Source organism: Martinezella hainanensis, assembly GCF_900094555.1.
Classification (GTDB): Bacteria; Pseudomonadota; Alphaproteobacteria; order Rhizobiales; family Rhizobiaceae; genus Rhizobium; species Rhizobium hainanense.
Genome location: NZ_FMAC01000001.1, coordinates 772,732 through 785,888, shown reverse-complemented (window position 1 = coordinate 785,888; position 13,157 = coordinate 772,732). Strand labels below are relative to the sequence as shown.

Below are 13,157 nucleotides of genomic sequence, written 5' to 3'. Positions count from 1 at the left end.
TAAGTAAAGCACCGCTCCGGTGCTTTTCAAGGGAACTGCGTGGGAAATATGAATGAATTGTAATGAAGGATGGGCCGTATAGGTTGCGAAAATTTGATGCTTCGCGCCGCCTATTGGCGATAACTCAGCTCCAAGCTTCGCGCATACGTAGTGATGGTGATCGGGAAATACCATATGCAAAGCGCGGCCGATTGACCGCGCTGCACAGAATTTAAGATGGACCGCTTGGGGTCGAGTTTTGGTTACTTCACGGTCCGCACGATCGCAGCGCCTGCCGTCATGCCGCCGCCGAAGGCCACGAGACCGAGGTTGAGCGGTTCGGAACGCTCATGGGCGACATGCAGCATGGCAAGCGGAATGCTTGACGAGCTGGTGTTGCCGTAGGTCTCGATGACGCTGAGGGCCGGGCGGCCGCTGCGCTTGGCAATCGTATCGATGATGCGCTGGTTGGCCTGATGCGGCACCAGGAGATCGAGATTGGCAAGCTCGATGCCGGCGTCGACGCAGGCATTTTCGATCGAGCGTGTCATCGAATGCACGGCTTCGGTGAAGACCGAACGGCCGTTCATGGCGATGACGCCATCGTCAGGCAGCGGAACGTAAAGCAGATCGCCCGGCTCCGGACGGCCGCTGACGATCGGACGGCTGGCGGTGAAGAGCGGGTTGCGCGCCATGTCGCGGCTCGTCACAAGGCTGGCCGTCGCGGCGTCGCCGAAAAGGATCGCTGTCGAGAAATCATTCATGTCGAGCAGCGGCGACAGGACCTCCGAGGTGATGATCAGCACCTTGGCGTCGTTCTGCTGCGCAATGAAATCATAGGCTTGTTGCAGGGCGTAGAGATAGCCGGAGCAGGCGGCACCCATGTCGTAGGCGGCCAGCGACGGCCGCACGCCATCTTCGGCAACGGCAACCGCGACGCGGCTTGCGAGTGATGGAGTAGCGATGTCCGGCGTTCCGGTGGCGGCAATCACCAGATCAATATCGTGGATCGAGATCTGGTTCTGCTTGAGGAGATCGCGCGCGGCCTTTGTCGCAAGGCTCAGCGTGCCTTCCTCAGGTCCGACCCAGAAGCGGCTCTTGATGCCGGTCAGCGCGAGAATTTCGTCGGCGCGGCGGTTCGGCCAATTGTGGATGATTTCTTCGTTGGTAACGCAGCGCGCGCCCGTTGCAAAACCGATGCCGTTGATGGCGACTTCAGAGAAGCTGCCGGTATGGCGGCGCAGGGTCGGGATGACATGCGACTTCAGGCGCCGTAGCACGAACTTGTTCTGGATTTCGGAGGCGAGCGCGAAGTTCTGCTCGCTCAGATCGCGGTTGGCATCAACAGTCAGAAGCGGGCTGTCCGTGGCGATCTGGTCGCCGATCTTGGCGAAGACTTCCTGCACGACACCGCCGATATTGGCACAGATTTCGACCGAGGCCTTCGTCGCTTCGACGACGGCAACGAGCTGGCCAACTTCGATCTTGTCGCCGGGCTTGACGAGCATATCGGTCACCAGAACGTTTTCGTCGGCCGGGCCGGAGCCGATCGCCTTGATGGCTGCCGTCGGGCCGCTATCGTCCTCCTCGTGCCAGGTCACCTCGCATTCGAGGACCTCGGCCATCAGGTCGACGAGCTTGCGGTAAGACGGCAAGGTTTCGAGCTGATTGCGGAAGTTGAAGGGGATGTGTGCGTCAGAGCGGGCAAGCCTGCGCACGACGACAGGCACGTCGGTCTTTTCGGTGACGGTCGCGATGATTTCGGCACCCATGCCGACGGTGCGGTTGTCTTCATGGACGACGATCAGGCGGCGTGTGCGGCGTGCGCTCGCCAGCACTTCCTTCTCATCCCAGGGCGAGATCGAGCGCAGATCGATCACCTCGACGGAGAAGCCCTGGGCCTCGAAAGCGCTTGCGGCATTGGCGCAGAGCGAAACGGTGTTGCCGTAGCTGACGAGCGTGATGTCGCGGCCGCGGGCGACATGGCGCGACAGGCCGGGATGGACGAAATGCTTGTCCAGATCCTCGGAGGTGCGGCCGTCGGAATTGTTGAGGACGGCCTTCGGATAAAGGAAAACCGTCGGGCGCCGCGATTCGAAGGCGGCGTTCAGCAGGCCAGCCGCATCGCCGGCGCTGGAGGGCATGACCACGTCGATGCCGGGCGTATGCGCCAGCATGCCTTCGAAGCTCTGTGCATGGAACGGGCCGAGGCCGGGCTTGTAGCCGCCGCAGCTCACCATCAGAATGACGGGGGCTTCCCAGGCGCCGTTGCTGCGCCAGAACATGCTGCCCATTTCAGAGACGATCTGGTTATAGGCGAGCGGCAGGAAATCGGCGAACTGCAGGAAGGCGACGGGGCGCTGGCCGGCGAGTGCGCGGCCAACCGCCGTGCCGACGATCGTCGACTCGGTGAGGGCGGCGTTGCGCACGCGGTCGGGATATTTCGTGCTGAGGCCGCGGGTGACGCCGAAAACGTCCCCCTTCGGGTCCTCGATATCCTGGCCGAACAGGACGACATCGGGATTGGCGGCGAGCTGCTTGTCGAGGACGACATTGAGCGCCTCGCGCATCGTCAGCGTCGACGCATTTTCATTGCCGCGATATTCCGCCTTGCCATTGAACGAGGCGGGGTAGGGAGCCTTTGCATCCGGCTCGACCTTCGGGGCGTCTTCCTTGCGTGCAAGGGCAGCTTCCGCCTGCACTTCGGCAATCAGTTCCTGTTCGATTTTCTGCAGGGCATCGGCGTCGACACCCGCCTTCTGCAGCATTGCTCGCAGGTTCGGCAGCGGATCACGCGAAGAGCCTGCCTCGATTTCGAGCAGGGTGCGATAGGTCTTCTGATCGTCGGCGTTGGTGTGATCGGAAAGGCGCTCGACATTCAGAAGCACGATGCTCGGCGTGCGGTTGTTGCGGCTATGGCGGACAGCCTTGCGAAAGGCCTCGCGCGATGCGGTCAGGTCGTCGCCATCCGTGCGGATGATATCGACACCATAGAAAGAGGAGGCCGGGCCAGCTGGCAGGTCGAAGAATGTCTGCTTGCTCGTGCGCGTCGAGATGGAGAAGCTGTTGTCCTCGATGACGAAGACAACGGGGTACTGGCTGCGCACGGCTTCGGCGACGGCTTCGAGGAATTCGCCCTGCTGCGTGGTGCCGTCGCCGGCGCAACAGATGGCGATCGGCATGCCGGGCTTATGCTTCAAGGAGGCGGCAACGCCGACGGCGTGCAGCGCATTGTTGCCGACGGGGCCGACGATCGACGTAATATTGAGAGCGCGGGAGGAAAGATGCGCGCTCATCTGCCGGCCGGCGGAATGGGAATTGGCTGTCGCAAGCAGGCTGGAAAAGAACTCACGAATGGGCATGCCGCGCGCCAGCATCAGGGCCTTGTCGCGATAATGCAGATGCAGCCAGTCGTCGTCCTGAAGGAATTCGTTGAGAAGCGCCGTGGACTCGTGGCCGGCGCCGGAAACATGGAAATGTGCTATGCCTTGCTTGATGAATTCTCGCTCAAGGCGATCTATTTCTCTGGAAATGAAAAATATTCTGTGAAGTTGCTTAAGGTATTCTGTGGCAAACCTCCCTTCCATCTCAATGATTTTCCTGATCTTTCGTCTGAATTAAATGCTCGGAGTTAGGTAAACCCCCAGCCTGCCTTTTTCAATACACGTTAAATGACAAGATCTTCTCAGTTTGAAACCGAAATACGCATATTGCGGGGCTGCAATTTTTCACGATGTTTCTGTCCACAAGGCATGCGCGACAAAGCACCCGTCCAAACGCGAAACTGGTGCGCCTTTCGCGCGTTTTGTCAGCCCGATTTGCGCATAGAGGCGGCTTCACGTTGCCTTTCAGCGGCAGCTTTTGCGGCCTGTTCTTCCTTGAGAATCAGTTCCTTGGGCTTCTTGCCGATAATCTCCTTGCGGCCCTTCCTGGAGAAGGGCTGGGCAAGCTGGGCGAGGAAACCCTTGGCGACCTTCCCCGTGATGCCGATATCGGTCGAGGATGGACGCGGCGGGTTGTAGAAGGTGCCGAGAAGCTGATCCCAGATCACGAGGTTTTCCCCATAATTCGTATTTCCCTCGGCAAGAATCTTGGAATGATGCCAGCGATGAAGGCGCGGCGTCGAGAATATGAGGTCGAGCGGGCCGGTGCGCATGTCGACATTGCAATGGGTCAAAAGACCAATGAAAGCCGTGACCGCGCCGATCCAGAGAAAGACCGGCAGTGGTGCGCCGAGCAGGTAAAGCGGAATCTGGCCGAGCGCTATCTTGAACAACGTGTCGATGACGTGGAAGCGGCCGGTGTTGATGACCCAAAGGCGTTCGACGCTGTGATGCAGTGCGTGGAAGCGCCATAATGACAGATGCTCATGCGCCAGGCGATGCGCCATGTAGAGACCGAATTCGGCAACGACGAGGCCGAGTACCACCTGGAACGCCATAGGCCATTGATCCGGCCAGAAATGCGAATGATAGCTCAGCGCCGGCTGCGCGACCGTCGCAACGGCCATCGGAAAAGAGGTGCCGATCGCAGCGGCGATCTGCACGCCGCCCTTGTTCAGCAGCGTATGGGCAATATCGTTGAAGGTCTCGCCATCGCGCTTCTGCCAGGTTTTCTCGTAGGGCATCAACCGCTCGAAAAGGGCAATCACCGCCACTGTCGACAGATAGACGACGTTAAACCAGAGCAGATGCATATCCGACTCGAAGGCGAAATATGCACCGGTCAATCCGGCGCAGAAGATGGCGGGCCACAGCAGGGAGGAAACAGCAGCGTAAAGACGCGAACTGCTTTGAAATGTCATTCCATCATCCTCAGATTCTAGTCGGCGGAAAATTTGCGCGTGAGTATGCGTGATATGTAGCGCGATGATTGTGGAGTCGAAAGCGAAATTTTTCCGTTCGCCGGGGATAGACAGCTCCATGGGAGATCAAGACATGCGGATAGAGCAGGCGGCGGACGAGCATCTGGAGGCGTGGGTGCGATTGCGCACCGAGCTTTGGCCCGATAGTTCGTTCGAACGTCATCGTGCGGAACTGGCGCAATTTCGCGCTAATGAAAATGCCGTTGCGTTTCTTGCGATCGATCGTGCCGGTCATGTCGTCGGTTTTGCTGAAGCGACATTGCGGCACGATTACGTCAATGGCTGCGAGACCTCGCCAGTCCTGTTCCTGGAAGGCATCTATGTGCGGCCGGAACATCGACGGGAGGGGGTGGCGCAGGCGCTTTGCCAGGCGGTCGCCGCCTGGGGACGTTCGGCCGATTGCACGGAATTCGCGTCGGATGCCCTGATCGACAATCTTGCGAGCCACGCCTTCCATACGGCGCTCGGCTTCGTCGAAACCAGGCGCGTCATCTATTTTCGTAAGCTCCTATAGATCGGGGCCACAGGAACTGAGCCTAGGCGAATGTCAGCTTCGTCTTCTGCTGGCCGGCTTCGTCAAAATTCTCCGGGGCCAGCCAGCGTTCGTAGCCAGCCTTCAGACGCGGCCAATCGGCATCGATCATGGCAAACCAGGCGGTATCGCGGTTCTTCCCCTTGGCAACCATGTGCTGGCGGAAAATGCCTTCGTAAACGAAGCCGAAACGTTCGGCTGCCTGCTTCGACGGTTCGTTGAGGTTGTTGCACTTCCATTCGAAGCGGCGATAGCCGAGCGTGTCAAATACATAGGATGCGAAAAGATAGAGCGTTTCCGTCGTCACGCGGCTGCGGGCGATGGCGGGTCCCCAAAGGATGCTGCCGATCTCGATGACGCCATGCGTGTTGTCGATGCGCATCAGCGCCTGTCGGCCCTCGGCGTGTCCCGTCCGTTTGTCGATCGTCGCGAAGAAGAGCGGATCGGCGCTGGATGCGGCTTTCTCGAGCCAGGGCGAGAAAGCAGCTTGGTCGGCCGGCGCATCCTCGAAGAGATAGCGAAAGCGATCTTCCGCGCCGGGAGCTCGTGCCGAGGCAAAGAGGTCGTCGCCATGGCGAGCCACATCAAGCGGCTCGATCCGAGTGTAGCGGCCTTCAAGGGTAATACGCTCGGGGCGGGCTACGCCCTTCCAGTTCGTGAGATCCATGTCAAAATCCTTTGGTCATCAAATGCAGCTTAGAGCAATTCCGGCAAAAGCGCGAAGCGGTTTTGTGCTCGGAATTGCGTAAAAACAATGCTCTAGCGGAGTCGGCCCGATTGTATCAGCCCCGCCAGGGATTGTGGCAGTTCTATCTCGTAGGGCAAGCCGGGCGCCGGCTGCGGCGATACCAGACGGCTTTCGATCGGCAGGACGCCGGCCCAGACCGGATGATTTGCCTCGTCGATATCGCCAGGCGGGCCGTTGCGGACCTTGGCCGAAGCCTCCTCGATTTTCATCCACATCACGGAGGTTGCCTTGACCTCCTGTTTGGTCATCGGCCGCAAGCTGTCCCAACGACCGGGAAACAGGTCTTCGACGAAACGGCGCAGCGCATCCGTCTTCTCCTCGACATCATCGATCAAGCGAGCCGTGCCGAAGACCATGGCAGAGCGATAGTTGACGGAGTGATTGAAGGCGGAACGGGCCATCACATAGCCGTCCATGATGCTGCACGTCAGGCAGACAGGCATATCTTCGGCGGCGCGCAGGAAGCGGCTCGCCGACGAGCCGTGCCAATAGACATGATCGCCTTCGCGCCAGTGCAGGGTCGGCGTTACATAGGGCGCGCCATTGATAACATAGCCGACGTGACAGAGCGGGGCCGCATCCAGAATGGCGTGAACATCGGCATGGGCGTGGCTGCCGCGCTTCGGGCTGCGCCGGACGCGAGTGCGCTCGGTCGTTGGGTAGTCGTTGGTGTCGGGCGGATAGAGATCGGCCATGTCATCCTCGTCGATTGAGCGTTGATCTCTGTCAGCAAAGAGGTAGGCTATAAACGACCAGTTTTTTGATTTTTAGCAGACCAGTTGAGGTTCCATGATAGCGGTGGCGCAATGGCCGGCACTCGACCGGAGTTCGGGTGACCTGGAGGGGCAGGTCTATCGTCTGATGCGCGATCGTATCCTGCATGGTCAAATGCCAGCCGGGCAGCGCGTTCCTTCAACCCGGACGATGGCCGTCTCGCTTGGTGTCGCGCGCTCGACCGTGGTCAATGCCTATGATCGTCTGAAGGCGGAGGGCTATCTGCAGTCGGCGATCGGTGCCGCAACGCGCGTTGCGGGCTTTCCGTCGACGCCCTTGTCCGGGCAGGCTGCTGCACCACTGCCGAACCAGCCCCGCATTACGGAGTTCAAGACCGGGGGATTGTTCGAGCCCGGCGTGCCTGATGTTTCGGCGTTTCCCCATGCCGCCTGGGCGCGTTGTCTCGGCGCTCGGGGCCGTTCTTTGCGAGTGCATGATCTCGGCTACAGCGATCATGGCGGTGTGCGCGAGCTACGCGAAGCCATCCTTGAACATATCGCGGCGACGCGCGGCGTGATTGCCCGTTCCGAACAGGTTGTCATCGTCCCGTCGACGGGCGCTGCGATCGGGCTTCTCGCGAGCGTGCTGATCTCTCCCGGGGATCCGGCCAGCGAGGTCGTCTGGATGGAGGAGCCCGGTTATGCCAGCGCGCAGGCGATCCTGCGGATGGCGGGAGCCAATCTCGTGCCGGTGCCTTGCGATGTGGAGGGTCTCGACATCGCGCAAGGTGCCGGGCCATCGCCGCGTCTGATCTACGTTACCCCTTCGCACCAATATCCGACCGGCGTCACCATGAGCCTGCCGCGCCGTCTCGCCCTGCTCGAATTCGCCCGCGCCAACGGTGCTATCGTGCTGGAGGACGATTACGATAGTGAGTTCCAGTATGCCTCGCGCCCGATCGCCGCCTTGCAGGGCATCGATCGCGGCGAAGTCGTCGCCTATGTCGGCACCTTTTCGAAGACACTCGCGCCGGGGCTGCGCGTAGCCTACGCCGTCGTGCCTTCCAGGCTCCTGGCGGCAACCGAGGCGGTGCAGCGGCTCAGAGGCACCATCGTGCCTGTTCATATCCAGGCGGCCCTTGCCGATTTCATGCGCGAGGGACGGTTTCGTGCGCATCTGAGGCACATGAATGCCATTTATGCCGAGCGCATGGCGGCGACCGTCGAGGCACTCAATCGTCACTGCGGCGTACAGCTTGATATCGGAACGGGCGGCGGCGGACTGCAACTGGCAAGCTGGTTCCGCGATGTAAAGACCGATGATGTCGCCGTCGCGCGGACCATCAACGCCAACGGTTTCGCCGTGCGGCCGATATCGGCACTGCATCTTGGCGCTGCGCGACCCGGACTGCTGCTCGGCATCGCCCGCATGAAGGCACAGGCCGCGGATGCGGCGGCGGCGAGGATTGCCAGATTGCTTGCGAAGGTGTCCGTTAGCGCCTGAGGAACATTGCCCTGTATTCGCGCGGGGTCATGTCCTTCAGAGCCTTGAACTGCCTGTTGAAATTGGCGAGCGAGCTGTAGCCGACGGCATCGCTGATGTGGTGGATGGCCTGATCGGTGGAGGAGAGGCGGGCGCAGGCGTCGCCGATGCGCATGCGCATGAGATAGTCCGATATCGTCCCGCCGGTATGGCGGCGAAACATGCGGTGCAGGCCGGAGACGCTGAGCGCCGCGATATCGGAAAGCTCATCGAGGCTGATCGCACGCGCATAGTGAAGGTGCATATGGGTCAGGACGCGGTCGATTCGCTCTCGGCTTTCCTTGAGATCCGGAGCCTGAGCCGGCGCGCTTGCAAGCGGCGTCGCCTGCCGATCTTCCGCGACCCTCACCAGAATGCCGAGCAAAGCCAGAAGGCGTTCCACGGGCGGCTTTTCGAAAATGGTTTCGAAGGCGTGGCGGACGGCGGCGGCGGTGGTTTCCGAAAAGCGCAGACCGTTGTCTCCACGCTGCAGCATCGCCTCGATCGATCGGAATTCGACGGCGCCGCCCGTCATCTGCAGCAGCCATTCGCGGTTGAACCAAAGCACCAGCGCGACATGCGGCTTTTCCTCCTCGATCTTGGCGCGCGAAACCCAGCTGTGCGGCAGGTTGGGTCCGACGAGAACGAGATCGCCGTCGGCATAGTCGCCGCTGTGATCGCCGATGAAGCGCTGCCCGATGGAGTTCAACGTCAGCGTCAGCTCGAATTCCGGATGGTGGTGCCACTGGAAGGGGATGCAGTCGTCGAGCCTACGGTTCAGCATGCTCCAGGATGCTTCCGGCGAACGGGGCAGGACTTCGAGATAGGGCCTCATGGGGCGTCCATAGTATTATTGAGGCCACAATAGTATCAGAATTCGCCAGAGCCGGGCAACATCAAAACTCCGGTTCAAGCTACAACTTCTTCCGTCACCCGAGAACAAAGGGGCCAGCGAGATGGAGGAAACCGATGCAGCCTGCCTTGAAACGAGACGCTCACCCGACCGCATCTTCGGTCACGACGCAACTGAAGGACATCCAGAAGGCGTTGCCGCTCAGAGTGCTGTCAAAGGACGACTGGCAGCATTGGATCACGAGGGGCTATGTGATCGTGCGCCAGGCGGTGCCGGCGGCGAATGTCGAGCGGCTTGCCGACGTTTTGTGGCGTTTTGACGAGAAGGACCCGAACGATTCCTCCACCTGGTATGCGCCGCAGCGGCGCGAGCACAAGATGAAGGAACTCAACAACACCGGCATGCTGGAGATCTACAATCACCAGTATCTCTGGGACAACCGGATGGAAAAGCGCATCTACGATGTCTTCGTCGACATCTGGGATCGGGAAGATCTCTGGGTCACGATCGATCGTGCCAACCTCAACCCGCCGAAGAAGGTGAAGGGCAATCCGAACGGCTTCATCCACTGGGATGTCGACACTTCGATCCGTCCTCTACCGATCGGCGTCCAGGGCGTTCTGAGCCTGAAGAAGCAGGATGGCGATGTCGGCGGGTTTCAGTGCGTTCCGGAGCTTTTCGAGCATTTCTACGAATGGGAAAAGACGCAGCCGGCCGATCGCGATCCGATGCACCCCGACATGACAGGTCTTTCGGTCGTCAATATCGACATGGAGCCCGGCGATCTCATGATCTTTAACTCGCTGCTGGCGCATGGCGTCCGCCCCAACCATTCCGACAGCCGCGTCCGCATGGCGCAGTATATCTCCATGCACCCGGCCGAATACGACAATGTCGCCGAGCGCGAGGAACGCATCCGTCTGTGGCGGGAACTGGACTCTCCGAAACGCGACGCCTTTCCCGGTGATCCCCGTGAATGGGAAAAGCACAATGCAACGACGGCCGTACTGACGCCGCTCGGTGAGAAGCTGCTGGGTCTCAAGCCCTGGTAAGCGGCTGAAGGCCGACCTCTTTAAAAACATCGAGCGGCTCCAGGCCGCTCGAAACGCTTGTAAAGTCTGGCGGATTGTGCGTTGGTCAGATTTCGTTCCAGCGGCGGATGACCGGTTCGGTCAGATCGTGCTCGTAGCCGAGCACGCTGATGCTCGTCGTGTCGAGGACAAGATGCTCACCGCCTTCAGGCGGCAGGCCGACCCAGCGGGCGGCGAAGACGCGCAGGAAATGGGCGCTGGAAAAGATCAGGACGGAGCCGTTGATGGCGCGAAGCTCGCCGATGATCCGATCGGCGCGCGCACCGACATCAGCGGCTGATTCACCGTTCGGGCAGCCATCGCGAAAGACCTGCCAGCCCGGGCGTTCGGCAAGGATCGCCTTGGTGGTGATGCCCTCATAGGCGCCGTAATCCCATTCCGCCAGATCGTCCTTGACGACGCGCCGGTCACCGAAGCCTGCCAATGCGCAGGTATTTTGTGCGCGCTGCGACGGGCTGGACCAGACGGCTGCGAAATCGATCGCGGGCAGGCGGCCCGCGACCTTGCGGGCGGCTTCCTCGCCAGCAGCTGTCAGGGGAATATCGGTCCGGCCGGTGTGCCTGCCGGAAAGGCTCCACTCCGTCTGCCCGTGCCGTACGAGATAGACTTCGGGATAGGCGCTGCTCATGCCGTTTCTCCTTTTCGGTACAGCATCGGCCCGAAAATTGGGGTCGATTTTCGGAAAGCCTGATGCGTAGATTCAAACATTGAGAGCGTCCTTTGTGCGTCCGTACGGACGCACGGCGCTCTAGCGTGCGAAATTCTTCGCATCTGCGAAGGGTTCTGTCGAGAGTTAAGGCTGTTTGGCAAGTGGCATGACAACCCTCTGCAAATCCAAGCTCTTGCAGAGGGTTGTGAATCTCATCGCTTCACGGCGCGCCGGACGCTGTAGAGCAGGATGGCGAGGCAACCGACCAGCAGGAGAAGGCCGCCCGCGAGCGGCGGCATGGCGAGAAACTCCACCGCGCCGGCAATGATGAGAATGAGGATGAGGCAGAGGGTTGCGAGGCTGCCATCATCGATGAACATGCCGATAAGCTCGGACAGGGCGATGCGCAAAACGGTCATTGGGCTGCCTTTGCTGCTGGGTTGCCGCGCAAGCCGCGGATGATGGCGTAGGAGGCGAGCGAGACGATCGCGAAGATGGCGATCAAGGCGAGATCTTCTCCCGGCCAGTGCGCGCCGATGCCTTCACCGGTCCAGAAGATGCCGAAGCTGGTGAGCATCAGGCCGACGACGAATTTGAGGGTGTTTTCGGGCACGGTGGCGAGCGGACGATGCACCAGAAGCCCGATCAGCATGACGAGCACGAAGGCGGCAAGGGCGCCGAGGCCGGCATAGAGCGTGAGGCCATGCGCGCCGCCGACGGCGATGACGATGAAGACCACTTCGACACCTTCGAGCAGCACCGCCTTGAAGGCGGCGAGGCCGGCGAGATAATCGGCGCGGCGATCCGTGGACTGTGCCTGCAATGCAGCCGTCTCCTTCGAGAAGGCTGCTTCCTCGTCGTGCAGGGCGATGACGCCAAGCGAGCGGAGGATGGCTTTTCGCAGCCAGCGCATGCCGAACAGGATGAGGAGAACGCCGACGACGAATTGCAGCGTCTCGATCGGTATCAGCGCCAGCAGTGGCCCGAAGATGAGAACGAGGGCGGCCAGCACGGCAAGAGCAAGCGCGGCGCCAGTGAGCGCAGGGCGCCAGCTTCGGGTGACGCCGACCGCGAGGACGATGGTGAAGGCCTCCACGACTTCGACGAAGGAGCCGAGGAACGAGGCCGTCACGGTGGAGAGAATGGGTGTGAGGCTGTTCATGAATTGATTCCCGAATGACGGTTAGGGCTTTGAATGTGAATTATTTTTCGGACGATTGTTCTTCATGTCTTGGATGAGCCACGGGCTTGGCCAAACGCCGATGTGGCGTGCGCGCCGCACTTCGGCGTCGTTCATTTGCGTTTCCTCGTGCCGCGCTTGCTCCATGTCTTGTCGATGGCACCCCGCAGCTGGCTGAGCCGGTCAAGGCTGTCGATGGCGGCGTCCCTGCCCTTGGCGGCGAGTGCGACGATCAGGGATTCGATCAGCACCATCGTGCCGCCATGCATGGCGAGGTGCCCGGCATTGCCGCGCGGGACGGGCAGGACCTCAGCCACCTTGTCGGCAATCAGCAGGCCGAGATCATCGCTGATCAGGATGACCGGCACATCATGCTTGCCGGCCTGCTCGAGCAGCACTTCGACTTCGCGATAGAGCGGCGCATAGGCGATCATCAGCACCACGTCGCCCTTGCCGATCCACAGCAGGCGATCCGCAAGTGCGATGCCGGAGGCCGATAGCGCGTTGGTCGGCAGGCCGATGCGGTTGAACTGCAAGCTGGCATAGTCCGCCACGGCACCCGAAGGGCCAATGCCGAAGACATGGCGTCGCGCGGCGTTCGCGAGATTATCGATGCAACGCTCGAAGCTTGCGGCAAATTCCTCGCGTCGCAGAACGTCCAAAGCCTGCTCGTGCATGCCGATGACGTGGTGAAGCGCATCGCTGGCCTGGCTGCCGGTTTCAGCCAGCGTGCGTTGCATCCGCGTTCCGGGGGACGGTGCTCCCGTCAATTCCTCGAGCAGGGCGGCTCGCAGCGTCGACAGGCTTTCGAAGCCGAGGGCGCGCGCGGTGCGGACAACCGTCGCGTCGCTGGTGCCGGCGAGCTGCGCGATCTGGGCGGCTGAGTTCAGCAGGACAGCCTGCTTCTGATCGACGAAAAAGCGGGCGATGCGCTGCTCTGCTGGAGCGAGTGTCTCGATCACACCAAGAACGCGGTCTTCGAAAGTGCGAGGTTTCTGCGTCTTCTCTACCATCTGATATCTTTAT

Annotated in this window: 12 protein-coding genes; 3 read left to right on the top strand and 9 right to left on the bottom strand. The window is 60.9% G+C overall.

All coding sequences use genetic code 11. The features are described 5' to 3' along the window. Positions 1-242 precede the first annotated feature (242 nt). Both GA0061100_RS03795 and olsE read right to left on the bottom strand, forming a co-directional pair. The gene (locus GA0061100_RS03795) at positions 243-3,566 is read right to left on the bottom strand and encodes a thiamine pyrophosphate-dependent enzyme (protein ID WP_075851308.1); all 3,324 of its coding nucleotides are present in this window, start codon (positions 3,564-3,566) and stop codon (positions 243-245) included. A 221-nt stretch (positions 3,567-3,787) separates the two neighbouring features. Further along, a complete protein-coding gene (gene olsE, locus GA0061100_RS03790) occupies positions 3,788-4,783 on the bottom strand; it encodes an ornithine lipid hydroxylase OlsE (protein ID WP_075851306.1) in 996 nt (331 codons plus the stop codon). 133 nt (positions 4,784-4,916) lie between these two features. Between olsE and aac(6') the strand changes: the two genes are divergently transcribed. After that, positions 4,917-5,357 carry an aminoglycoside 6'-N-acetyltransferase gene (aac(6'), locus tag GA0061100_RS03785; protein ID WP_075851305.1) on the top strand — a complete coding sequence of 147 codons (441 nt, stop codon included), beginning with the start codon at positions 4,917-4,919 and terminating at the stop codon, positions 5,355-5,357. A gap of 22 nt (positions 5,358-5,379) precedes the next feature. Here aac(6') and GA0061100_RS03780 read toward each other — a convergent pair whose 3' ends face one another. Beyond that, on the bottom strand, positions 5,380-6,042 hold the full coding sequence (locus GA0061100_RS03780; protein ID WP_075851304.1) for a GNAT family N-acetyltransferase: 663 nt from the start codon (positions 6,040-6,042) through the stop codon (positions 5,380-5,382). 92 nt (positions 6,043-6,134) lie between these two features. Continuing rightward, complete coding sequence (locus tag GA0061100_RS03775; protein WP_075851302.1) at positions 6,135-6,818, bottom strand: pyridoxamine 5'-phosphate oxidase family protein; 684 nt, start codon at positions 6,816-6,818, stop codon at positions 6,135-6,137. Positions 6,819-6,912: 94 nt separating this feature from the next. On the opposite strand from GA0061100_RS03775, the gene pdxR reads away from it, so the two are divergent. Further along, entirely contained in the window at positions 6,913-8,340 is a 1,428-nt protein-coding gene (gene pdxR / locus GA0061100_RS03770) for a MocR-like pyridoxine biosynthesis transcription factor PdxR (RefSeq protein ID WP_075851300.1), read from the top strand. On the opposite strand, the gene GA0061100_RS03765 is transcribed toward pdxR, so the two are convergent. Beyond that, entirely contained in the window at positions 8,330-9,193 is an 864-nt protein-coding gene (locus tag GA0061100_RS03765) for a helix-turn-helix domain-containing protein (RefSeq protein ID WP_075851299.1), read from the bottom strand. The genes pdxR and GA0061100_RS03765 overlap by 11 nt on opposite strands. 134 nt (positions 9,194-9,327) lie before the next feature. On the opposite strand from GA0061100_RS03765, the gene GA0061100_RS03760 reads away from it, so the two are divergent. After that, positions 9,328-10,263, top strand: a complete 936-nt coding sequence (locus GA0061100_RS03760) for a phytanoyl-CoA dioxygenase family protein (RefSeq protein WP_075851297.1) — start codon at positions 9,328-9,330, stop codon at positions 10,261-10,263. 85 nt (positions 10,264-10,348) lie between these two features. Here the strand turns inward: GA0061100_RS03760 and GA0061100_RS03755 are convergent, their stop codons facing one another. From GA0061100_RS03755 to GA0061100_RS03740, 4 genes are all read right to left on the bottom strand, one after another. Then, complete coding sequence (locus tag GA0061100_RS03755; RefSeq protein ID WP_075851295.1) at positions 10,349-10,930, bottom strand: histidine phosphatase family protein; 582 nt, start codon at positions 10,928-10,930, stop codon at positions 10,349-10,351. Positions 10,931-11,163: 233 nt separating this feature from the next. Continuing rightward, the gene (locus GA0061100_RS03750; protein ID WP_075851294.1) at positions 11,164-11,370 is read right to left on the bottom strand and encodes a hypothetical protein; all 207 of its coding nucleotides are present in this window, start codon (positions 11,368-11,370) and stop codon (positions 11,164-11,166) included. Beyond that, on the bottom strand, positions 11,367-12,113 hold the full coding sequence (locus GA0061100_RS03745; RefSeq protein WP_075851292.1) for a COG4280 domain-containing protein: 747 nt from the start codon (positions 12,111-12,113) through the stop codon (positions 11,367-11,369). Before GA0061100_RS03745 ends, GA0061100_RS03750 begins: the two co-directional genes overlap by 4 nt. 131 nt (positions 12,114-12,244) lie before the next feature. Then, positions 12,245-13,144 carry a MurR/RpiR family transcriptional regulator gene (locus GA0061100_RS03740; protein WP_075851290.1) on the bottom strand — a complete coding sequence of 300 codons (900 nt, stop codon included), beginning with the start codon at positions 13,142-13,144 and terminating at the stop codon, positions 12,245-12,247. Between the last annotated feature and the right edge of the window lie 13 nt (positions 13,145-13,157).

What these genes read in the sequence shown, in the direction of transcription:
- GA0061100_RS03750 (WP_075851294.1), bottom strand. Translation starts at nt 11,370, where the DNA reads ATGACCGTTTTGCGCATCGCCCTGTCCGAGCTTATCGGCATGTTCATC.
- GA0061100_RS03775 (WP_075851302.1), bottom strand. Translation starts at nt 6,818, where the DNA reads ATGGCCGATCTCTATCCGCCCGACACCAACGACTACCCAACGACCGAG.
- GA0061100_RS03755 (WP_075851295.1), bottom strand. Translation starts at nt 10,930, where the DNA reads ATGAGCAGCGCCTATCCCGAAGTCTATCTCGTACGGCACGGGCAGACG.
- GA0061100_RS03780 (WP_075851304.1), bottom strand. Translation starts at nt 6,042, where the DNA reads ATGGATCTCACGAACTGGAAGGGCGTAGCCCGCCCCGAGCGTATTACC.
- GA0061100_RS03740 (WP_075851290.1), bottom strand. Translation starts at nt 13,144, where the DNA reads ATGGTAGAGAAGACGCAGAAACCTCGCACTTTCGAAGACCGCGTTCTT.
- GA0061100_RS03765 (WP_075851299.1), bottom strand. Translation starts at nt 9,193, where the DNA reads ATGAGGCCCTATCTCGAAGTCCTGCCCCGTTCGCCGGAAGCATCCTGG.
- GA0061100_RS03760 (WP_075851297.1), top strand. Translation starts at nt 9,328, where the DNA reads ATGCAGCCTGCCTTGAAACGAGACGCTCACCCGACCGCATCTTCGGTC.
- GA0061100_RS03795 (WP_075851308.1), bottom strand. Translation starts at nt 3,566, where the DNA reads ATGGAAGGGAGGTTTGCCACAGAATACCTTAAGCAACTTCACAGAATA.
- pdxR (WP_075851300.1), top strand. Translation starts at nt 6,913, where the DNA reads ATGATAGCGGTGGCGCAATGGCCGGCACTCGACCGGAGTTCGGGTGAC.
- olsE (WP_075851306.1), bottom strand. Translation starts at nt 4,783, where the DNA reads ATGACATTTCAAAGCAGTTCGCGTCTTTACGCTGCTGTTTCCTCCCTG.
- GA0061100_RS03745 (WP_075851292.1), bottom strand. Translation starts at nt 12,113, where the DNA reads ATGAACAGCCTCACACCCATTCTCTCCACCGTGACGGCCTCGTTCCTC.